The organism is Bradyrhizobium sp. SZCCT0231, from assembly GCF_018130245.1.
GTDB classification, from domain to species: domain Bacteria; phylum Pseudomonadota; class Alphaproteobacteria; order Rhizobiales; family Xanthobacteraceae; genus Bradyrhizobium; species Bradyrhizobium japonicum_F.
Map to the genome: position 1 here is coordinate 46101 of NZ_JAFCKP010000019.1, position 20580 is coordinate 66680.

The following is a 20580-nucleotide window of genomic DNA, read 5'->3' on the forward strand; positions in this document are numbered from 1 at the left end:
TCGCATAGAATCGGTGCAATAGCGGTTGCCGCTATGTCCTGCATTCGCTGCGGTCATGCCGGCCGTCAGCATCGGTTGGTTTCATGGCGTCCAAGCCTCTCTTGCCCGACGACAAGCCTCTCTCTCCCGACAAACGGAAGCTCGCCCCGGAAGAGGCGGTCGAGCTCGACGACAAGCTCGCCTCCGCTGCCAAGCCGGACCTCGAAGACGACGAGGACGGCGAAGACGAGGGGGATGACGAGCTGGAGCTCGACGAGGACGATGAGGACGAGGACCTCGTCGTCTTTACCGCGCGCGAAGCCGCCGGCGCGCTCGCGACCATCGTCGGATTCGTCAAACCCTATCTGACGAACTACAAGCGGATGCTGTCATTCGTGGCGTTCGGCGTCTTCGTGGAGACGCTGTTCAACGTCATCATGCCGCTCAGCCTCAAGTTCCTGATCGACGACGCGCTCGGCGAGGAGGATTTCCACGCGCTGTACAAGATCCTCGGCGTGCTTGCGGTCGCCGGCATCTTCACCTCGGTCGTTGCCGTCTGGTACGAGCGCTGGGACGCGCGGCTTGCCGCCTGCATCATCTCCGATGTCCGCAAGCGCCTGTTCGAGCACGTCCAGGACTTGCCGGCGGCTTATTTCGGCCGCACCAAGCGCGGCGAGATCCTGTCGCGCTTCTCGGTCGACCTCTCGGCCTTTGAAGGCTCGGTCAAGACGTTTGCCAATAGTGCCGCGCTGCCGTTCCTGGAGCTGGTCGCCGGCATCATCCTGATGGTGTTCCTCAATTGGCAGCTCGCCGTCGTCGCGCTGCTGGTGTTCCCGATCACACTGATTGGCCCGCGGATCCTGACACCCAAGGCCGTGCAGGCCAATTACGAGCAGAAGCTCAACGAGAGTGCGCTGCTCGGCATGGTGCAGGAGAACGTGGCGGCCCAGGCCGTGATCAAGGCGTTCAGCCTGCAACGCAAGATGTTCGGCTTCTTCACCTTGCGCAACGACGAGACCCGCAACAGGATCGCCTCGGCCGCGTTCCTCTCGACCATGGTGGAGCGGACGGTCACCATCTCAGTGCTCCTCCTGCACCTCGTGGTGCTCGCGATCGGCGCGTATCTGGCGACCAAGGGCCAGATCACCATCGGCACCTTCGTCACCTTCGAGAGCGCGTTCTGGGAGGTCTCCTACAACATCGCCCATGTGATGCATTTCATCCCGGTGTCGATCTCCTCGGCCGCCGCGATCCGCCACATCCAGGAACTGCTCGACGAGCCGACCCGCGGGGCCGATCGCCCCGGTGCGCCCGATCTGCCGCGCATCACCAACGACATTACTTTCGATCACGTCACCTTCCAGTACGAGGGCAGCCAGACGCCGGTGCTGGACAATCTCAGCCTCAAGCTCAGTGCCGGCAAGCGCATCGCGATCGTCGGTCCGAGCGGCTCCGGTAAGAGCACCCTGCTCAATCTGATCCTGCGGCTCTACGTGCCCGACGAGGGCCGCGTCACCATCGACGGCGTCGATGTCCGCAAGGTGACGCTGGATTCGCTGCGCCGGAGCATGGCGGTGGTGTTCCAGGAGAACATGCTGTTCAACATGTCGATCCGCGAGAACATCCGGCTCGGCAAGGAGGGGGCGACCGACGAGGAGGTGGAGGAGGCGGCCAAGAAGGCCGAGATCCACCGCTTCATCATGAGCCTGCCGCAGCGATACGACACCCCGGTCGGCGAGCGCGGAGACACGCTGTCGGGCGGCCAGCGCCAGCGCATGGCGATCGCGCGCGCAATCATCCGTAACCCGTCCGTTCTGCTGCTGGACGAAGCCACCTCGGCGCTCGACCAGACCACGGAAGCCGCGATCAACCGCACGCTGCTCAAGCTCGCCAAGGGCCGCACCATGATCTGGTCCACCCACCGCCTGACGTCGGTGGTCGAGATGGACGAGATCATCGTGATTTCAGGGGGCAGGGCGATCGAGCGCGGCTCCCATGCCGAGCTGCTCGCCAAGAACGGCACCTATCGCAAGCTGTGGAACGACCAGATCCACCAGCCGCATGGCGCGGCGGCTCACGCCGACGACGACAGCGACGAAGACGACGGAGACGGTGAGGACGACGAGGAGGAGTGACCGGAGGCGGTCGGCTCCGAGGAACCGCCGTGGCCGATCCATGCCTCGTCACCCAAGCACGCGCGGTCCAGCGCCGACTCATTGATTCTCTGACGCAAGGCGTTCGGCTGACGCGAAGCCGCTGACCTTTTCGACATTTGGCTTGGGCGCATCGGCCCCCGCAAATCGACGCGCACCATCGAAAGCCCCGCGAGACCGGGCAGCGAAGCACCCCGGGGAAGCTGGAAAGCCTGCCGCCAGCCGGCAGATTTGCGCATGGGCAGGGAAAAAGCCCTCAGTTTGATAATAAAGCTACATTTAGTCCGGGTATAATTGAGTCTCGGGCTTGGCGACCAAGCGCCTCGTTCCCACGTCAGGCAGGAGCGGGGAGACGGCCAAGAGCCTATTTTTGCAGGCGCCTGAAGCGCTTTGTGTCTGTCGTTTCACCTTGACTTGACCGATTCTCACTTATAGAAAGCGCCTCACTTAACGACAGGCGGTGAGCATCGCCAGCGTCGGAACGGGCCACCCGTTGATCCCCAAGGAGTAGTCCACAAGGGGTCGCTAAAGGCGGGCACCAACCTCGACGAATGCCGCTCAAACGCTGTCGATCATAGCTAGGCAATGCCAGTGCGACTTTGGGTCTCTTGAGCACGTTCTCTTGAGGTCGAATTCGGATGCATGACCTCAGTGAGCGGGCCGGCGCTTTACGCTGATCGGCCTCAATACTGCGGTCCTCTGTGGCGTCGAAGCGCTTTCCGCTCGTTGATGGAGCGGTTGGCGCAATTTCGCTTTGTGCGGATTGTTCCGTGGAAGGCGGCCGGTCGGGCGGGTAGCTCGAAAGAATTTGCGGTCCCGGCAACGGGTCGCAGCAAGACAGCGGGCCCGGAAGGGGTCGCGACAGAACAAAGGGTAAGGCCAGGATGCCGACGATCAACCAGCTGATCGCTCAACCGCGTGAAGTGCAGAAGTCGCGCAAGAAGGTGCCGGCGCTGCAGCAGTCGCCGCAGAAGCGTGGTGTTTGCACGCGCGTCTACACCACGACCCCGAAGAAGCCGAACTCGGCGCTTCGCAAGGTTGCCAAGGTGCGTTTGACCAACGGCTTCGAGGTGATCGGCTACATCCCCGGCGAGGGCCATAACCTCCAGGAGCACTCGGTGGTCATGATCCGCGGCGGTCGCGTCAAGGACTTGCCCGGCGTGCGTTACCACATCCTCCGCGGCGTTCTGGATACCCAGGGCGTCAAGAACCGTAAGCAGCGTCGTTCGAAGTACGGCGCCAAGCGTCCGAAGTAAGCGGGAACCAAGCCTATGTCTCGTCGCCACTCTGCGGAAAAGCGCGAAGTTCTCCCGGATCCGAAGTTCGGGAACATCATCGTCACGAAGTTCATGAATTCGGTGATGTACGCCGGCAAGAAGTCGGTCGCTGAAGGCATCGTCTACGGTGCGTTCGGCATCATCGAATCCAAGACCAAGCAGAACCCGCTCGGCGTGTTCGAGCAGGCGCTTGAGAACGTCATGCCGACGATCGAGGTTCGTTCCCGCCGCGTCGGCGGCGCGACCTACCAGGTTCCGGTCGAGGTGCGTTCGACCCGCCGTCAGGCGCTCGGCATCCGCTGGCTGATCTCGGCCGCGCGCGAGCGCAACGAGAAGACGATGACCGAGCGGCTCTCCGCTGAGCTCCTGGATGCATCGAACAACCGTGGGAACGCCGTCAAGAAGCGCGAAGACGTGCACCGGATGGCGGAGGCCAACCGCGCCTTCTCGCACTATCGCTGGTAACGGCGAAACAAACGGACTCGCAAGGAACACCCCATGCCCCGCCAACATGCCATCGAGGACTACCGTAACTTCGGTATCATGGCGCATATCGACGCCGGCAAGACGACGACGACCGAGCGCATCCTCTATTATACCGGCAAGAGCCACAAGATCGGCGAAGTGCACGAAGGTGCCGCGACGATGGACTGGATGGAGCAGGAGCAGGAGCGTGGCATCACGATCACCTCGGCTGCGACCACCGCGTTCTGGAACGGCAAGCGCCTGAACATCATCGACACCCCAGGCCACGTCGACTTCACCATCGAGGTCGAGCGTTCGCTGCGCGTGCTCGACGGCGCCGTCTGCGTGCTCGACTCCAACCAGGGCGTCGAGCCCCAGACCGAGACCGTCTGGCGCCAGGGCGACAAGTACAAGGTTCCGCGCATCGTCTTCGCCAACAAGATGGACAAGACCGGCGCCGACTTCTTCAAGTGTCTGGCCGACATCGTCGACCGCCTCGGCGCCAAGCCGATCGCGATCCAGCTTCCGATCGGCGCCGAGAACAACTTCAAGGGTCTCGTCGACCTCGTGAAGATGAAGGGCATCGTCTGGAACGACGAGTCGCTCGGCGCGAAGTTCGACTATGTCGACATTCCGGAAGACATGGTCGAGCAGGCCAAGGAATACCGCGAGAAGATGGTGGAGGCCGCCGTCGAGCTCGACGACGATGCCATGGCCGCCTATCTCGACGGCAAGGAGCCGGACGAGGCGACGCTGAAGCGTCTGCTCCGCAAGGCGGTGCTGACCGGAGCATTCTATCCCGTGCTGTGCGGTTCGGCCTTCAAGAACAAGGGTGTGCAGCCGCTGCTCGACGCCGTCGTCGACTATCTGCCGTCGCCGATCGACGTGCCCGCGATCAAAGGCACCGACGACAGCGGCAACGAAGTCGTGCGCAAGGCGGACGACAAGGAGCCGCTCGCGCTGCTTGCGTTCAAGATCATGGACGACCCGTTCGTCGGCACCATCACCTTCTGCCGCATCTACTCCGGTATCCTGCAGAGCGGCACTGGCGTCGTGAACTCGACGCGCGAGAAGAAGGAGCGCATCGGCCGCATGCTGCTGATGCATGCGAACAACCGTGAGGACATCAAGGAAGCCTATGCCGGCGACATCGTCGCGCTGGCTGGCCTGAAGGAAGCGCGCACCGGTGACACGCTGTGCGATCCCGATAAGCAGGTGATCCTGGAGAAGATGGAATTCCCCGAGCCGGTCATCGAGATCGCGATCGAGCCGAAGTCCAAGGCCGACCAGGAAAAGCTGGGCGTTGCGCTGGCCAAGCTCGCCGCGGAGGATCCGTCCTTCCGCGTGTCGACCGACCAGGAGTCCGGCCAGACCATCCTCAAGGGCATGGGCGAACTCCATCTCGACATCAAGGTCGACATCCTCAAGCGCACCTACAAGGTCGACGCCAATATCGGCGCCCCGCAGGTTGCGTTCCGTGAGCGCGTCACCAAGAAGGCCGAGGTTAAGTACACCCACAAGAAGCAGACCGGCGGTACCGGTCAGTTCGCGGAAGTGTCGATCGTGGTCGAGCCGAACGAGCCCGGCAAGGGCTACGAGTTCGAGTCCAAGATCGTCGGCGGTGCGGTTCCGAAGGAATACATCCCCGGCGTCGAAAAGGGCCTCAACAGCGTGATGAGCTCTGGCGTGGTCGCGGGCTTCCCCGTGGTCGACGTCAAGGTTCAGCTCGTCGACGGCAAGTACCACGACGTTGACTCGTCGGCCCTGGCCTTCGAAATCGCATCGCGCGCGGCATTCCGCGAAGCGCTGCAGAAGGGCAAGTCCGTCCTGCTCGAGCCGATCATGAAGGTCGAGGTGGTGACCCCGGAAGACTACACCGGCTCGGTCATCGGCGACCTGAATTCCCGGCGCGGTCAGATCCAGGGTCAGGACATGCGCGGCAACGCCAACGTCATCAACGCGATGGTGCCGCTCATGAACATGTTCGGTTACGTGAACAACCTGCGTTCGATGAGCCAGGGTCGCGCGACCTTCACCATGCAGTTCGATCACTACGCAGAAGCGCCGGCCAACGTGTCGGCAGAAGTCCAGAAGAAGTTTGCCTGATTGTCGTCGGTTGAAAGCTGACGATTGAACGGAGAGTCAAATGGCCAAAGCAAAGTTTGAACGTACCAAGCCGCACTGCAACATCGGCACCATCGGTCACGTCGACCATGGCAAGACGTCGCTGACCGCGGCGATCACCAAGGTTCTCGCCGAAGCCGGCGGTGCGACGTTCACCGCGTACGACCAGATCGACAAGGCGCCGGAAGAGAAGGCCCGCGGCATCACCATCTCGACCGCGCACGTCGAGTACGAGACGCCGAACCGCCACTACGCCCACGTCGACTGCCCCGGCCACGCCGACTACGTCAAGAACATGATCACCGGCGCCGCCCAGATGGACGGTGCGATCCTGGTCGTGTCGGCCGCTGACGGCCCGATGCCGCAGACCCGCGAGCACATCCTGCTCGCCCGCCAGGTCGGCGTGCCCGCGCTCGTCGTCTTCCTCAACAAGTGCGACATGGTCGACGATCCGGAGCTGCTCGAGCTCGTCGAGCTCGAAGTCCGCGAGCTGCTCTCGAAGTACGAATTCCCCGGCGACAAGATCCCGATCATCAAGGGTTCGGCGCTTGCCGCTCTCGAAGACTCCGACAAGAAGCTCGGCCACGACGCCATCCTCGAGCTGATGAAGAACGTCGACGAGTACATCCCGCAGCCGGAGCGTCCGATCGACCAGCCGTTCCTGATGCCGGTTGAAGACGTGTTCTCGATCTCGGGCCGCGGCACCGTCGTGACCGGCCGTGTCGAGCGCGGCGTCGTCAAGGTCGGCGAGGAAATCGAGATCGTCGGTCTCCGCGCCACCCAGAAGACCACCGTTACCGGCGTCGAAATGTTCCGCAAGCTGCTCGACCAGGGCCAGGCCGGCGACAACATCGGCGCGCTGCTCCGCGGCACCAAGCGCGAGGACGTCGAGCGCGGCCAGGTTCTGGCCAAGCCGGGTTCGGTCAAGCCGCACACCAAGTTCAAGGCTGAGGCCTACATCCTCACCAAGGAAGAGGGCGGTCGCCACACCCCGTTCTTCACCAACTACCGTCCGCAGTTCTACTTCCGCACCACCGACGTGACCGGTGTCGTGCACCTGCCGGAAGGCACCGAGATGGTGATGCCGGGCGACAACATCGCGATGGAAGTGCACCTGATCGTGCCGATCGCGATGGAAGAGAAGCTCCGCTTCGCGATCCGCGAAGGCGGCCGCACGGTCGGCGCCGGCGTCGTCGCCTCGATCATCGAGTAACAAGCGAATAGGGAATGGTGAGTGGCGAATAGGGGATTCTATTCGCTACTCGCTACTCGCCACTCACTAGAGAAAGCACGGCAATGAACGGCCAAAACATTCGTATCCGTCTCAAGGCGTTCGACCATCGTATCCTCGATACGTCGACCCGTGAGATCGTGAACACGGCGAAGCGCACCGGCGCGCAGGTCCGCGGACCCATTCCGCTGCCCACCCGCATCGAGAAGTTCACCGTCAACCGTTCGCCCCACGTCGACAAGAAGAGCCGCGAACAGTTCGAGATGCGCACTCACAAGCGCCTGCTCGACATCGTCGATCCGACCCCGCAGACCGTCGATGCTTTGATGAAGCTCGACCTGGCCGCCGGTGTCGACGTCGAGATCAAGCTCTAAGATTTTGGATCCCGTTCGCCAAAAGCGGACAAAGAGAACAGGAAGCAAGCCGATGCGCTCCGGAGTGATCGCACAAAAGGTCGGGATGACGCGGGTCTTCACGGAGGCCGGCGAACATATCCCCGTGACCGTGCTGAAGCTCGGCAATTGCCAGGTCGTAGGCCACCGCACCGAAGAGAAGAACGGTTACGTCGCGCTCCAGCTCGGTTCGGGCAGCCGCAAGACCGTTTACATGCCCAAGGCCGAGCGCGGTCAGTTCGCGGTCGCCAAGGTCGAGCCGAAGCGCCGGGTCGAGGAATTCCGCGTCACCGCGGATGCCATGATCCCGGTCGGCGCCGAGATCCAGGCCGATCACTTCGTCGTCGGCCAGTTCGTCGACGTCACCGGCACCTCGGTCGGTAAGGGTTTCGCCGGCGGCATGAAGCGCTGGAACTTCGGCGGTCTGCGCGCCACGCACGGTGTGTCGATCTCGCACCGCTCGATCGGTTCGACCGGTGGCCGTCAGGACCCCGGCAAGACCTGGAAGAACAAGAAGATGCCCGGCCACATGGGTGTCGATCGCATCACCACGCTCAACCTTCGCGTCGTCCAGACCGATGTCGAGCGCGGCCTGATCCTCGTCGAAGGCGCCGTTCCCGGCTCCAAGGGCGGCTGGATCCGCGTGCGCGACGCCGTCAAGAAGCCGCTGCCGAAGGACGCTCCGAAGCCCGGCAAGTTCAAGGTTGCTGGCGACGCGGAAGCCGCTCCGGCTGCGCAGGAGGCGTGAGATGGAATTGAAGGTCACCACCCTCGAAGGTAAGGAAGCCGGCTCGGTCCAGCTCTCCGACGCCATTTTCGGCCTCGAGCCGCGCGAGGACATCATCGCGCGCTGCGTGCAGTGGCAGCTCAACAAGCGCCAGGCCGGCACGCACAAGGCCAAGGGCCGCGCCGAGATCTGGCGCACCGGCAAGAAGATGTACAAGCAGAAGGGCACCGGCGGTGCTCGTCACGGCTCGGCTCGCGTGCCGCAGTTCCGCGGCGGCGGCCGTGCCTTCGGTCCGGTGGTGCGTTCGCACGCCACCGACCTGCCGAAGAAGGTCCGCGCCCTGGCGCTCAAGCATGCGCTCTCGGCCAAGGCCAAGGACGGCGATCTCGTCGTGATCGAGAAGGCCGCGCTTGAGACCGCCAAGACCAAGGCGCTGCTCGGTCACTTCTCGGGCCTCGGGCTCACCAATGCGCTGATCATCGACGGCGCCGAGCTCAACAACGGTTTTGCCGCCGCGGCCCGCAACATCCCGAACATGGACGTGCTGCCGATCCAGGGCATCAACGTCTACGACATCCTGCGCCGTCAGAAGCTCGTTCTGACCAAGGCCGCCATCGATGCGCTGGAGGCGCGCTTCAAATGACGAAGAACATCGAGGCTCGCCACTACGACGTGATCCTGTCGCCGGTCGTGACCGAAAAGGCCACGATCGCCTCGGAGCACAACAAGGTGCTGTTCAAGGTGGCCGCCAAGGCCACCAAGCCGCAGATCAAGGAAGCGATCGAGAAGCTGTTCGACGTCAAGGTCAAGAGCGTCAACACGCTGGTCCGCAAGGGCAAGACCAAGGTCTTCCGCGGCAATCTCGGCTCGCAGTCGAACACCAAGCGCGCGATCGTGACCCTCGAAGAGGGCCACCGGATCGACGTCACCACCGGTCTGTAAGGTCGTACGACGATGGCACTGAAGACATTCAATCCCACGACGCCGGGCCAGCGCCAGCTGGTCATGGTCGATCGTTCGGCCCTGTACAAGGGCAAGCCGGTCAAGGCGCTCACCGAGGGCAAGAAGTCCTCGGGCGGTCGCAACAACACCGGCCGCATCACCGTGCGTTTCCGCGGTGGCGGTCACAAGCAGACGCTGCGCACCGTCGACTTCAAGCGCGAGAAGATCGACGTCCCCGCGACCGTGGAGCGTCTCGAGTATGATCCGAACCGCACCGGCTTCATTGCGCTGATCAAGTATCAGGACGGCGAGCAGGCCTACATCCTGGCGCCGCAGCGCCTGGCCGTGGGTGACACCATCATCGCCGGCAACTATGTCGACGTGAAGCCGGGCAACGTCATGCCGCTCGGCAACATGCCGGTCGGCACGATCATCCACAACATCGAGGTCAAGATCGGGAAGGGCGGCCAGCTCGCCCGTTCCGCCGGCACCTATGCCCAGCTCGTCGGCCGCGACCAGGACTACGTCATCATCCGCCTGAACTCGGGCGAGCAGCGCCTGGTGCACGGCCGTTGCCGCGGCACGATCGGCGCGGTGTCGAATCCGGATCACATGAACACCTCGATCGGCAAGGCCGGTCGCAAGCGTTGGATGGGCCGTCGCCCGCACAACCGCGGTGTCGCGATGAACCCGATCGACCATCCGCACGGTGGTGGTGAAGGTCGCACCTCGGGCGGTCGTCACCCGGTCACTCCGTGGGGCAAGCCGACCAAGGGCAAGAAGACCCGTACCAACAAGTCGACCAACAAATTCATTCTCCTAAGCCGCCACAAGCGGAAGAAGTAAGGAACGCCGGACATGGTTCGTTCAGTCTGGAAAGGCCCGTTCGTCGAGGGTTCTCTGCTCAAGAAGGCAGATGCCGCGCGCGCGTCCGGCCGTCACGACGTCATCAAGATCTGGAGCCGTCGCTCGACGATCCTGCCGCAGTTCGTCGGCCTGACCTTCGGCGTCTACAACGGTCAGAAGCACGTGCCGGTGGCCGTCAACGAGGAAATGGTCGGTCACAAGTTCGGCGAGTTTTCGCCGACCCGGACCTTCCACGGCCACTCCGGCGACAAGAAAGCCAAGAAGGCTTGAGGATTAAACGATGAGCAAACCTAAGCGCGAACGGAGCCTCGCCGACAACGAGGCCAAGGCGGTCGCCCGGATGCTGCGGGTGAGCCCGCAGAAGCTCAACCTGGTCGCCCAGCTCATTCGCGGCCGGAAGGCTGCTGCTGCGCTCGCCGACCTGCAGTTTTCGCGCAAGCGGATCGCGGTCGACGTGAAGAAGTGTCTGGAATCGGCTATCGCCAACGCCGAGAACAACCACGACCTCGACGTCGACGATCTCGTCGTGGCGCAGGCCTTTGTCGGCAACGGCCTCGTGATGAAGCGCTTTGCCGCTCGCGGCCGCGGCCGCTCGGGCCGTGTCTACAAACCATTTTCGCAGCTGACGATCATCGTTCGTCAGGTCGAAGCTGAAGCCGCCGCTTAAGGGCGCAGGAGAACACGATGGGTCAAAAGATCAATCCGATCGGTCTGCGTCTCGGCATCAACCGGACCTGGGATTCCCGCTGGTTCGCCGGCAAGCAGGAATACGGCAAGCTGCTGCACGAGGACGTCAAGATCCGTGAGATCCTGCACAAGGAGCTCAAGCAGGCGGCCGTCGCCCGCATCGTGATCGAGCGTCCGCACAAGAAGTGCCGCGTCACCATCCACTCGGCTCGTCCGGGCGTGGTGATCGGCAAGAAGGGCGCGGACATCGACAAGCTGCGCAAGAAGGTCGCGGACATCACCTCGTCCGACGTCGTCATCAACATCGTCGAGATCCGCAAGCCGGAGCTCGATGCGACGCTGGTGGCCGAGTCGATCGCGCAGCAGCTCGAGCGCCGCGTGGCGTTCCGCCGCGCCATGAAGCGCGCCGTGCAGTCGGCGATGCGCCTCGGCGCGGAGGGCATCCGCATCAACTGCTCGGGACGTCTGGGCGGTGCGGAAATCGCGCGCATGGAGTGGTATCGCGAAGGCCGCGTGCCGTTGCACACGCTGCGCGCCGACATCGACTACGGCGTCGCGACCGCGTTCACGACCTTCGGCACCTGCGGCGTCAAGGTCTGGATCTTCAAGGGTGAGATCCTCGAGCACGATCCGATGGCCCAGGACAAGAGAATGGCCGAAGGCGAGACGGGTGGCAGTGGTGACCGTGGCCGTCAGCGCCGCGACACGGCTGCAGCCTAAAGCCGCACAGGAATTTGAGGGCTTAAAGCCATGATGCAACCTAAGAAAACGAAGTTCCGGAAGGCGCATAAGGGCCGCATCCACGGCGTTGCGTCTTCGGGCGCGACGTTGGCGTTCGGCCAGTTCGGCCTGAAGGCGACCGAGCCTGAGCGCGTTACCGCGCGCCAGATCGAAGCCGCTCGTCGCGCGCTGACCCGTCACATGAAGCGCGCCGGCCGCGTCTGGATCCGCGTGTTCCCCGATGTTCCGGTGTCGAAGAAGCCGGCCGAAGTCCGCATGGGCTCCGGCAAGGGTTCGCCGGAATTGTGGGTCGCGCGCGTCAAGCCGGGCCGGGTGCTGTTCGAGATCGACGGCGTCAACACCCAGACGGCGCGTGAGGCGCTGACCCTGGCGGCCGCCAAGCTGCCGATCAAGACGCGCTTCGTCGAGCGCATTGCGGAGTAATGGCCATGGCCCAGATGAAGATCGAAGACATCCGCGCGATGAGCCCCGACCAGCAGGATGACGCCATCCTGAACCTGAAGAAGGAGCGCTTCAACCTGCGCTTCCAGCGCGCCACCGGGCAGCTCGAGAACACCTCGCGCCTGCGCGAAGCTCGCCGTGACATCGCCCGGATCAAGACCATCGCCGCGCAGACGCGCGCGAAGAAGAAGTAAGAGGCTTACGAAGATGCCGAAACGTACTTTGCAGGGCGTGGTCGTCAGCGACAAGCAAGCCAAGACCATCGTGGTGCGCGTCGATCGCCGCTTCACGCACCCGATCTACAAGAAGACGATCCGCCGTTCGAAGAACTACCACGCGCACGACGAGAGCAACGAGTTCAAGCCGGGCGACATGGTGTGGATCGAGGAAACGAAGCCGATTTCGAAGTTGAAGCGCTGGGTCGTGATCCGGGGCGAACACAAGAAAAGCGCCTGATCTGTTGGCTTTAGCCGACTGACTTCAGGGAAATGTTGAGCGCCGGCTGGGCTGGCGCAAAGAGAAAGAGGACGAGGTGCATCAATGATTCAGATGCAGACCAACCTCGACGTGGCCGACAATTCTGGCGCACGCCGTGTCATGTGTATCAAAGTGCTCGGGGGCTCCAAGCGCCGCTACGCCACGATCGGCGACATCATCGTCGTGTCGATCAAGGAAGCTATCCCGCGTGGCAAGGTGAAGAAGGGCGACGTGATGAAGGCCGTCGTGGTGCGCGTCCGCAAGGACATCCGCCGCGCCGACGGTTCGGTCATCCGCTTCGACCGCAACGCCGCCGTTCTGATCAACAACCAGTCCGAGCCGGTCGGCACCCGTATCTTCGGGCCCGTGCCGCGCGAGCTGCGCGCCAAGAACCACATGAAGATCATCTCGCTCGCGCCGGAGGTGCTGTGATGGCTGCGAAGATCCGCAAGGGCGACAAGGTCGTCGTGCTGACCGGCCGCGACAAGGGCCGCACCGGCGAAGTGTTCGAGGTGCGTCCCGACGCCGGCACGGCGCTCGTGCGCGGCATCAACATGGTCAAGCGTCACCAGAAGCAGACGCAGGCCCAGGAGGGCGGCATCATCTCGAAGGAGTCGCCGATCCAACTGTCCAACATCGCGTATGTCGGCAAGGACGGAAAGCCGACCCGCATCGGATTCAAGATTCTGGCGGACGGCAAGAAGGTCCGCATCGCCAAGAGCTCGGGAGCTGAGATCGATGGCTGAGGCTGCTTACACGCCGCGCCTGCGCGCGGAATATGACGCGAAGATCCGCACGGCTCTGACCGAGAAGTTCGGTTATGAGAACGTCATGCAGGTTCCGCGTCTGGACAAGGTCGTGCTGAACATGGGCGTTGGCGATTCCGTCAACGATCGCAAGAAGGCCGAGACCGCCGCTGCCGAGCTGACCCAGATCGCCGGCCAGAAGGCGATCGTGACCTATTCGCGCATCGCGATCGCGACGTTCAAGCTGCGTGAGAACCAGCCGATCGGCTGCAAGGTCACGCTGCGCAAGGCCCGCATGTACGAGTTCATCGATCGCCTGGTGAATGTCGCGCTGCCGCGCGTCCGCGACTTCCGCGGCCTGAACCCGAAGAGCTTCGACGGCCGCGGCAACTATTCGCTCGGCATCAAGGAGCACATCATTTTCCCCGAGATCGACTTCGACAAGGTCGCGGAAGCCCGCGGTATGGACATCACCGTCTGCACCACGGCCAAGACCGACGAAGAGGCGAGGGCCTTGTTGACCGCTTTCAATTTCCCGTTCCGGCAGTGAGACGCTGACCTAGAGCCTCTCAAACGCGGATACCCAGGAGCCAAGCATGGCAAAGAAGAGTTCAGTCGAGAAGAACAACCGGCGCAAGCGGATGGTGAAGAACGCCGCCGCCAAGCGCGAACGGTTGAAGGCGATCATCGCCGACAAGACGCTGCCGATGGAGGAGCGGTTCGCCGCGACCCTGAAGCTGGCGGAAATGCCGCGCAACTCGTCGGCGACCCGCATCCGCTTGCGCTGCGAGCTGTCGGGCCGCCCGCGCTCGAACTACCGCAAGAACAAGCTGTCCCGTATCGCGCTGCGCGACCTTGGCTCCAAGGGCATGGTCCCGGGCCTCGTGAAGTCCAGCTGGTAAGGAGGGTCGTTTAGATGTCTACGCACGATCCAATCAGCGATCTGATCACCCGTATCCGCAACGCGCAGATGCGCTCCAAGACCAAGGTCTCCACGCCTGGCTCGAAGATGCGCGAGAACGTGCTCGAGGTCCTCAAGACCGAAGGCTACATCCGCGGTTACGCCACGCTCGAGCACTCCTCGGGCCGCAGCGAGATCGAGATCGAGCTGAAGTATTTCGACGGCGAGCCCGTGATCCGCGAGATCGAACGTGTCTCCAAGCCCGGGCGCCGCGTTTACGCCTCGGTGAAGAACCTGCCGCGGGTCAACAATGGGCTCGGCATTTCGGTGTTGTCGACGCCGAAGGGGATCATGGCCGACCACAGCGCGCGCGACGCGAATGTGGGCGGTGAAGTCCTCTTCACGGTGTTCTGAGAAGGATTTTTCATCCATGTCACGAGTTGGCAAAAGGCCTGTGGCGGTTCCGTCGGGTGTGACCGCGACCGTCGATGGGCAGACCGTCAAGATGAAGGGGCCGAAGGGCCAGCTTCAGTTCATCGTCCATGACGACGTCGAGGTGAAACTCGAGAGCGGCCAGATCAAGGTCAAGCCGCGGGCCGACACCAACCGCGCCCGCGCGCTGTACGGTACCGCTCGCGCCCAGGTCGCGAATCTGGTCGAAGGCGTCACCAAGGGCTTCGAGAAGAAGCTCGAGATCACCGGCGTCGGTTACCGTGCCGCGATGCAGGGCAAGAACCTGCAGCTCGCGCTCGGCTACAGCCACGACGTGGTCTATCCGATCCCGGAGGGGATCACCATCGCCGTGCCGAAGCCGACCGAGATCACGGTGTCGGGCAGCGACATCCAGCGCGTCGGCCAGGTCGCCGCCGAGATCCGCGCCTATCGCCCGCCGGAGCCCTACAAGGGCAAGGGCGTGAAGTATGTTGGCGAATTCATCTTCCGCAAGGAAGGCAAGAAGAAGTAACGGAGCCGGTCATGTCCAAAGCCAAGGTTACGAATGCCCGGCGCAAGCGGAGTGTGCGGCTGAAGCTGCGCCGCTCCGGTGGTGGTCGTCCGCGTCTGTCGGTGTTCCGCTCGTCCAAGCACATCTACGCCCAGGTCATCGACGACCTGAAGGGCGAGACGCTGGCCTCTGCCTCCTCGCTCGAGAAGTCGATGCGCGACGGCGGCAAGACCGGCGCCGACATCGATGCGGCGAAGGCGGTCGGCAAGCTGCTGGCCGAACGCGCCGCCGAGAAGGGCGTCAAGGAAGTCGTGTTCGATCGCGGCAGCTATCTCTATCACGGGCGCGTCAAGGCTCTGGCCGACGCGGCGCGTGAGAGTGGGCTGAGCTTCTAACAGAATTTGAGGATTGAGGCGTAAGCCTCTGAAGGATTGGAAAAACCATGGCAGCTGAACGCGAACAACGTGGTGGACGCGATCAACGCGGCGGCGGACGTGAACGCAGGGAGCGCGAGGAGCGCGACAGCGAGTTCGTCGACAAGCTCGTCCACATCAATCGCGTGGCCAAGGTCGTCAAGGGCGGCAAGCGCTTCGGTTTCGCGGCGCTGGTCGTGATCGGCGACCAGAAGGGCCGCGCCGGCTTCGGTCACGGCAAGGCGCGCGAAGTGCCCGAGGCGATCCGCAAGGCCACCGAGTCCGCCAAGCGCAACCTGACCCGCGTGTCGCTGCGCGAGGGCCGCACGCTCCATCACGACATTGCCGGCCGTCATGGTGCGGGCCGTGTCTACCTGCGTGCAGCTCCCGCCGGTACCGGCATCATCGCCGGCGGCCCGATGCGCGCCGTGTTCGAGACGCTCGGCGTCCAGGACGTGGTGGCCAAGTCGATCGGCTCGTCGAACCCGTACAACATGGTGCGCGCGACCTTCGATGCGCTGAAGCACCAGGATTCGCCGCGTTCGGTCGCTGCCCGCCGCAACATCAAGGTGTCCACCCTCCAGTCCCGCCGTATCGGCGGCGATGCCGAGGCGGCTGCCGACTAACGGAAGCTTTTCGGAGTAGACTCCCATGGCCAAGGCCGCAAAGACGATCAAGCTCGAGCAGACCGGCAGCGCGATCCGCCGCCATCACTCGCAGCGCTCGACGCTGATCGGGCTCAAGCTCAACAAGATCGGCCGCACCAGCGAACTGCCGGATACTCCGGCCGTGCGCGGCATGATCGAGAAGGTTCACCATCTCGTCCGCATCGTCGACGAGAAGTAAGAAGCGGCGCGCGATCCCGGAAAGCGGGCTACCGGTTTTCGGTGAAGATCGTGCGCAAGACACAAGGAGAAGGGCGATGAAGCTCAGCGATATCGCCGACAACGCCGGCTCGCGCAAGAAGCGTATGCGCGTCGGCCGCGGCATCGGTTCCGGCAAGGGCAAGCAGTCCGGCCGCGGCGGCAAGGGCCAGACCGCGCGTTCGGGCGTGCGCATCAAGGGTTTCGAAGGCGGCCAGATGCCGATGCATCGCCGTCTGCCCAAGCGTGGCTTCAACAACATCTTCCGCGTCGAGTTCGCCGAGATCAATCTCGACCGGCTCCAGGAGGCGGTCGATGCCAAGAAGATCGACGCCGGCAGCGTCGTGAACGTCGAGGCCCTGGTGAAGGGTGGCGTGCTGCGCCGTGCCAAGGCCGGCCTGCGGCTGCTCGGCCGCGGCGAGCTCAAGTCCAAGCTCAACATCGAAGTGCACGGCGCCAGCAAGACCGCGATCGCGGCGGTCGAAAAGGCCGGCGGCTCGGTGAAGATCCTCGCCCCTGCCAAGGAAGAAGGCGAGGCGGCGTAACAACTGCGTCATCGGCCCGCGGCGCGCGGGCCTTTACGCATGCGGGACGTGGACTTATCGAAGCCGAGCCCCAGATAATGTCCGGCGTCCGCTAAACTAGCCCGGCCGCGGGCATAACGGCGCAACAGGCGGCGGGAGAAAGTCCAAGATGGTCTCTGCAGCGGAACAACTGGCAGCCAATCTCAATTTCGGCGCGTTTGCCAAGGCCGACGAACTGAAGAAGCGCATCTGGTTCACCCTGGGTGCGCTGCTCGTTTATCGGCTCGGGACCTACATCCCGCTGCCCGGCATCGATCCCAACATCTGGGAGCAGGTGTTCCGCTCCCAGGCGGGCGGCATCCTCGGCATGTTCAACATGTTCGCCGGCGGTGGCATTCACCGCATGGCGATCTTCGCGCTGAACATCATGCCGTACATCTCGGCCTCGATCATCATCCAGCTCCTGACCACCGTCTCGCCGCAGCTCGAGGCGCTGAAGAAAGAGGGTGAGGCCGGCCGCAAGACGCTGAACCAGTACACCCGTTATCTGACCGTGATCCTGGCTGCGTTCCAGTCCTATGGCATCGCGGTGGGCCTCGAAGGCGCCGGCAATGTCGTCAGCGAGCCCGGCATGTTCTTCCGCCTGTCCACGGCGATCACGCTGACCGGCGGCACCATGTTCCTGATGTGGCTGGGCGAGCAGATCACCTCGCGCGGCATCGGCAACGGTATCTCGCTGATCATTCTCGCCGGCATCGTCGCCGAGCTGCCCGCGGCGCTCGCCAGCATGCTCGAGCTCGGCCGTCAGGGTGCGATGTCGACCGGCCTGATCCTGGTCGTCATCATCATGGCCGTCGCCGTGATCGCCTTCATCGTGTTCGTGGAGCGCGCGCAGCGCCGGCTCTTGATCCAGTATCCGAAGCGCCAGGTCGGCAACAAGATGTTCGAGGGCCAGTCCTCGCATCTGCCGCTCAAGCTCAATACCTCCGGCGTGATCCCGCCGATCTTCGCGTCCTCGCTGCTCTTGCTGCCGACCACGGTTGCGAACTTCAACGCGGGCAGTGGGCCGGAGTGGTTCCAGTGGATCAACACCCAGCTCGGCCATGGCCGCCCGCTGTTCCTGATCATGTACCTGGCGCTGATCGTGTTCTTCGCGTTCTTCTACACCGCGATCGTGTTCAACCCGACCGAGACCGCGGACAATCTGAAAAAGCACGGCGGCTTCATTCCGGGCATCCGCCCGGGCGAGCGCACCGCGGAGTATATCGACTACGTGCTGTCGCGGATCACGGTGCTGGGCGCCATCTATCTGGCGATCGTCTGCTTGATCCCTGAGATCCTGATCTCCTACGCCTCGGTGCCGTTCTATTTCGGCGGCACCTCGCTGCTGATCGTCGTCAGCGTCACCATGGACACGGTCGCGCAGGTCCAGGGCTATCTGCTGGCGCACCAGTACGAAGGCCTGATCCGGAAGTCCAAGCTGCGGGGCCGCCGTAGATGAGCAGGGAGCTCGCGCGCCGAATCGCTTTCACGATTGGCGCGCTGCTCCTTTTCAGGCTCGGCACGCAGATCCCGGTCGCGGGAGTGGATGTTTCGCGCCTCTCGTCGTTACCCAACTTCAACGTCCGCCTTTCGCTCTTTTCGCTCAGCCTCATTCCCTACCTGACTGCGGCGATCTTTGTCCGGTTGTTGTCGGTGGTGTGGCGCGGCCTGAATTCGCTTGAGCGGTCGGGCGAGGACGGCCGACGCAAGGTCGCCCGTGCAACGCTCGGACTCACGCTGGCTCTTGCTGCCTTTCAAGCCTACGGCGTCGCCTCGGCGCTGATTTCCATTCCGGAGCTCGTCAGAAATCCGGACGGCTGGTTCGTGACGACGGCTACGGCCTCGATGGTTGGCGGTGTCTTCGTGCTGGTGTGGCTCAGCGAACTGATCACCCGCTACGGCATCGGCAACGGCCTGGCGCTGATCTTGAGTGTCGGCATGCTCGTCTCCCTGCCGCAACACGTCGCCGGCATCGCAAATGTCGTGCGGAGCGGAGCGGTCTCGGGCAATCTCGTGTTCATCCACGCTTTGCTCTGGGTCGTGACCGTCGCCGTGATCGTTCTCGTCGAAGGCGCGCGGCGAAATGTTCGAGTCGAGTTCGGCGCGCTCGATGTCGGCGCGCGGCAATTGCCGGCGCGCACTGCCGTGCTGCCGATCAAGCTCAACAGCGCCGGGTTCCTGATTCCGGTCACCGTGGCGCCGTGGATCTTCTTTCTGCCGCTCGCCTTTGCCGGATTCATCCTGGGCGGCGACCACCCCTTGGTCGCTGCGGCCTACCGGCATCTCCAGCTGGGGCAGCCGGCGCACATGATCCTCGTGTCGATCGCGGTCTTCGTGCTCGCCTTCATCTACACGGCCTATGTCGTCGATCCCGAAGACACGGCCAAATCCCTGGCGCAGCGTCATGGCACGATTCCCGGTGTCGCACCGGGCGAGGCCACCGCCGGCTATCTCGATCGCGTCGTGTCATTGACGACAGTCGTCGGAGCCGTCTACCTGACGGCGTTGCAGTTGATTCCGGAGGTGTTCGACCTTTACGGGATCGGTCTGCCTTATAGTATGGTCGTCGATGGTGGTGCGGCGCTGATTGTGGTTTGCACTATTCTCGATCTTCAAACACAGGTGCGCGACGTATCGCTCACCAATCCGGGGGGCGTACGCCGATGAGAATTATACTTCTGGGACCGCCGGGGTCGGGCAAGGGGACTCAGGCCCAGCTCCTGGTGCAGCGCTATGGCATCGTCCAGCTCTCGACCGGCGAGATGCTGCGTGCCGCGGTTGCGGCCGGAACGCCGGTCGGGCTGAAGGCCAAGGAGATCATGGCCGGCGGCGGCCTCGTGCCTGATGACGTCGTGGTGGGAATCATCTCCGACCGCATCGACCAGCCGGACGCCAAGAACGGTTTCATCCTCGATGGTTTCCCGCGCACCGTGCCGCAGGCCGAGGCGCTGGACGAGCTGCTCAAGCGCAAGCATCTCAAGCTCGACGCTGTGATCGAGCTCCGCGTCAACGAGAGCGCGCTGCTGAGCCGCGTCGAGACCCGCGTTGCCCAGATGCGGGAGCGCGGCGAGGAGGTCCGGCTCGACGACACCCCGGAGGTCCTGACCAAGCGGCTTGCCAGCTACCGCAGCCAGACGGAACCGCTGATTCACTACTATTCCGAGCGTCGGAAGCTCTCGACCATCGACGGCATGATGGCCATCGAGGAGGTCACCCGCGCCATCCACCGCCAGCTCCTGGCGCTGGGGGCGGTCGAGCCCAAGAGCCATGGCAAGACGCATGCCCGGAGCGCTGCCAAGGCGGCGCCGGCCAAAAAGGCCAAGGCGGGGAAGAGGGCGGTCGCAAAGCCGACGAAAACGGCCAAAAAGGGCGCAAAATCGGCCAAAAAGGCCGCCAAATCGGTGGTGAAAGGTCCCAAGAAGGCGGCCAAGAAAGCCACCAAGAAAACCGTCAAGAAAGCAGCCAAGAAGACCACCAAGAAGACAGTCAAAAAGGGTGCCAAAAAGGCCGCAAAAAAGGTCACGAAAAAGCGAGCCAAGCGCTAGCAGCGGTTGACGAAGGCCCCCGGAATCCCCTAATAAGCCCCGCATCCAAGTCGGATAGTTTCAGACGATGCCGGGCCCCAGGAAGACCGGGGGTGGGCGT

At 63.5% G+C, this 20580-nt stretch carries 29 protein-coding genes; all 29 read left to right on the forward strand.

The features are described from left to right. Positions 1–83 precede the first annotated feature (83 nt). The 29 genes from JQ566_RS29875 to JQ566_RS30015 all read left to right on the forward strand — a co-directional run bounded on the left by JQ566_RS29875 (position 84) and on the right by JQ566_RS30015 (position 20480). Entirely contained in the window at positions 84–2114 is a 2031-nt protein-coding gene (locus tag JQ566_RS29875) for an ABC transporter ATP-binding protein (protein ID WP_212379091.1), read from the forward strand. Between the two features lie 902 nt (positions 2115–3016). Then, the gene (rpsL, locus tag JQ566_RS29880; RefSeq protein WP_007603006.1) at positions 3017–3388 is read left to right on the forward strand and encodes a 30S ribosomal protein S12; all 372 of its coding nucleotides are present in this window, start codon (positions 3017–3019) and stop codon (positions 3386–3388) included. A gap of 15 nt (positions 3389–3403) precedes the next feature. Continuing rightward, entirely contained in the window at positions 3404–3874 is a 471-nt protein-coding gene (gene rpsG / locus JQ566_RS29885) for a 30S ribosomal protein S7 (protein ID WP_008136420.1), read from the forward strand. 33 nt (positions 3875–3907) lie between these two features. After that, the gene (gene fusA, locus JQ566_RS29890; protein WP_212379093.1) at positions 3908–5980 is read left to right on the forward strand and encodes an elongation factor G; all 2073 of its coding nucleotides are present in this window, start codon (positions 3908–3910) and stop codon (positions 5978–5980) included. Between the two features lie 40 nt (positions 5981–6020). After that, the gene (gene tuf, locus JQ566_RS29895; protein WP_025036994.1) at positions 6021–7211 is read left to right on the forward strand and encodes an elongation factor Tu; all 1191 of its coding nucleotides are present in this window, start codon (positions 6021–6023) and stop codon (positions 7209–7211) included. Positions 7212–7294: 83 nt separating this feature from the next. Then, positions 7295–7603, forward strand: coding sequence for a 30S ribosomal protein S10 (gene rpsJ, locus JQ566_RS29900; protein WP_002712302.1), 309 nt, complete (start codon positions 7295–7297; stop codon positions 7601–7603). Positions 7604–7655: 52 nt separating this feature from the next. Beyond that, entirely contained in the window at positions 7656–8369 is a 714-nt protein-coding gene (rplC, locus tag JQ566_RS29905) for a 50S ribosomal protein L3 (protein ID WP_212379096.1), read from the forward strand. Between the two features lies 1 nt (position 8370). Next, a complete protein-coding gene (gene rplD / locus JQ566_RS29910) occupies positions 8371–8991 on the forward strand; it encodes a 50S ribosomal protein L4 (RefSeq protein ID WP_091894751.1) in 621 nt (206 codons plus the stop codon). Further along, the gene (locus tag JQ566_RS29915) at positions 8988–9290 is read left to right on the forward strand and encodes a 50S ribosomal protein L23 (RefSeq protein ID WP_212379098.1); all 303 of its coding nucleotides are present in this window, start codon (positions 8988–8990) and stop codon (positions 9288–9290) included. Before rplD ends, JQ566_RS29915 begins: the two co-directional genes overlap by 4 nt. Positions 9291–9302: 12 nt before the next feature. Continuing rightward, on the forward strand, positions 9303–10136 hold the full coding sequence (gene rplB, locus JQ566_RS29920; protein WP_024342450.1) for a 50S ribosomal protein L2: 834 nt from the start codon (positions 9303–9305) through the stop codon (positions 10134–10136). A gap of 12 nt (positions 10137–10148) precedes the next feature. Then, positions 10149–10427 carry a 30S ribosomal protein S19 gene (rpsS, locus tag JQ566_RS29925; protein WP_008136357.1) on the forward strand — a complete coding sequence of 93 codons (279 nt, stop codon included), beginning with the start codon at positions 10149–10151 and terminating at the stop codon, positions 10425–10427. Positions 10428–10437: 10 nt separating this feature from the next. Further along, the gene (rplV, locus tag JQ566_RS29930) at positions 10438–10824 is read left to right on the forward strand and encodes a 50S ribosomal protein L22 (protein WP_028137020.1); all 387 of its coding nucleotides are present in this window, start codon (positions 10438–10440) and stop codon (positions 10822–10824) included. A 17-nt stretch (positions 10825–10841) separates the two neighbouring features. Further along, complete coding sequence (gene rpsC, locus JQ566_RS29935) at positions 10842–11564, forward strand: 30S ribosomal protein S3 (protein ID WP_028177968.1); 723 nt, start codon at positions 10842–10844, stop codon at positions 11562–11564. A 30-nt stretch (positions 11565–11594) separates the two neighbouring features. Continuing rightward, a complete protein-coding gene (gene rplP / locus JQ566_RS29940) occupies positions 11595–12008 on the forward strand; it encodes a 50S ribosomal protein L16 (RefSeq protein ID WP_008136349.1) in 414 nt (137 codons plus the stop codon). A 5-nt stretch (positions 12009–12013) separates the two neighbouring features. After that, positions 12014–12220, forward strand: coding sequence for a 50S ribosomal protein L29 (gene rpmC / locus JQ566_RS29945; RefSeq protein ID WP_212379100.1), 207 nt, complete (start codon positions 12014–12016; stop codon positions 12218–12220). A 13-nt stretch (positions 12221–12233) separates the two neighbouring features. After that, positions 12234–12482: a 30S ribosomal protein S17 gene (rpsQ, locus tag JQ566_RS29950; protein ID WP_028177969.1), complete on the forward strand. Its 249-nt coding sequence runs from the start codon at positions 12234–12236 to the stop codon at positions 12480–12482. Positions 12483–12566: 84 nt separating this feature from the next. After that, the gene (gene rplN, locus JQ566_RS29955) at positions 12567–12935 is read left to right on the forward strand and encodes a 50S ribosomal protein L14 (protein ID WP_007603030.1); all 369 of its coding nucleotides are present in this window, start codon (positions 12567–12569) and stop codon (positions 12933–12935) included. Next, the gene (rplX, locus tag JQ566_RS29960) at positions 12935–13249 is read left to right on the forward strand and encodes a 50S ribosomal protein L24 (protein WP_128926340.1); all 315 of its coding nucleotides are present in this window, start codon (positions 12935–12937) and stop codon (positions 13247–13249) included. Before rplN ends, rplX begins: the two co-directional genes overlap by 1 nt. Next, the gene (gene rplE / locus JQ566_RS29965; RefSeq protein ID WP_036017455.1) at positions 13242–13799 is read left to right on the forward strand and encodes a 50S ribosomal protein L5; all 558 of its coding nucleotides are present in this window, start codon (positions 13242–13244) and stop codon (positions 13797–13799) included. Before rplX ends, rplE begins: the two co-directional genes overlap by 8 nt. Before the next feature lie 46 nt (positions 13800–13845). Beyond that, positions 13846–14151, forward strand: coding sequence for a 30S ribosomal protein S14 (rpsN, locus tag JQ566_RS29970; protein WP_024342455.1), 306 nt, complete (start codon positions 13846–13848; stop codon positions 14149–14151). A 14-nt stretch (positions 14152–14165) separates the two neighbouring features. After that, positions 14166–14564, forward strand: coding sequence for a 30S ribosomal protein S8 (gene rpsH / locus JQ566_RS29975; RefSeq protein ID WP_027554158.1), 399 nt, complete (start codon positions 14166–14168; stop codon positions 14562–14564). 16 nt (positions 14565–14580) lie between these two features. Then, positions 14581–15114: a 50S ribosomal protein L6 gene (gene rplF, locus JQ566_RS29980; protein ID WP_212379102.1), complete on the forward strand. Its 534-nt coding sequence runs from the start codon at positions 14581–14583 to the stop codon at positions 15112–15114. A gap of 11 nt (positions 15115–15125) precedes the next feature. Further along, positions 15126–15488, forward strand: a complete 363-nt coding sequence (gene rplR / locus JQ566_RS29985) for a 50S ribosomal protein L18 (protein WP_007603036.1) — start codon at positions 15126–15128, stop codon at positions 15486–15488. Positions 15489–15535: 47 nt separating this feature from the next. Further along, positions 15536–16132, forward strand: coding sequence for a 30S ribosomal protein S5 (gene rpsE, locus JQ566_RS29990; RefSeq protein WP_014494507.1), 597 nt, complete (start codon positions 15536–15538; stop codon positions 16130–16132). 25 nt (positions 16133–16157) lie between these two features. Beyond that, positions 16158–16352 carry a 50S ribosomal protein L30 gene (gene rpmD, locus JQ566_RS29995; RefSeq protein WP_011088137.1) on the forward strand — a complete coding sequence of 65 codons (195 nt, stop codon included), beginning with the start codon at positions 16158–16160 and terminating at the stop codon, positions 16350–16352. 76 nt (positions 16353–16428) lie between these two features. Continuing rightward, complete coding sequence (gene rplO / locus JQ566_RS30000) at positions 16429–16914, forward strand: 50S ribosomal protein L15 (RefSeq protein ID WP_008549236.1); 486 nt, start codon at positions 16429–16431, stop codon at positions 16912–16914. Positions 16915–17062: 148 nt separating this feature from the next. After that, positions 17063–18394 (forward strand): preprotein translocase subunit SecY, encoded by a 1332-nt coding sequence (gene secY / locus JQ566_RS30005; protein WP_212379104.1) that lies wholly within the window; start codon positions 17063–17065, stop codon positions 18392–18394. Then, positions 18391–19602: a preprotein translocase subunit SecY gene (locus JQ566_RS30010; protein ID WP_212379106.1), complete on the forward strand. Its 1212-nt coding sequence runs from the start codon at positions 18391–18393 to the stop codon at positions 19600–19602. The genes secY and JQ566_RS30010 overlap by 4 nt, the downstream gene beginning before the upstream one ends. Next, positions 19599–20480: an adenylate kinase gene (locus tag JQ566_RS30015; RefSeq protein ID WP_212379108.1), complete on the forward strand. Its 882-nt coding sequence runs from the start codon at positions 19599–19601 to the stop codon at positions 20478–20480. The genes JQ566_RS30010 and JQ566_RS30015 overlap by 4 nt, the downstream gene beginning before the upstream one ends. Positions 20481–20580 lie beyond the last annotated feature (100 nt).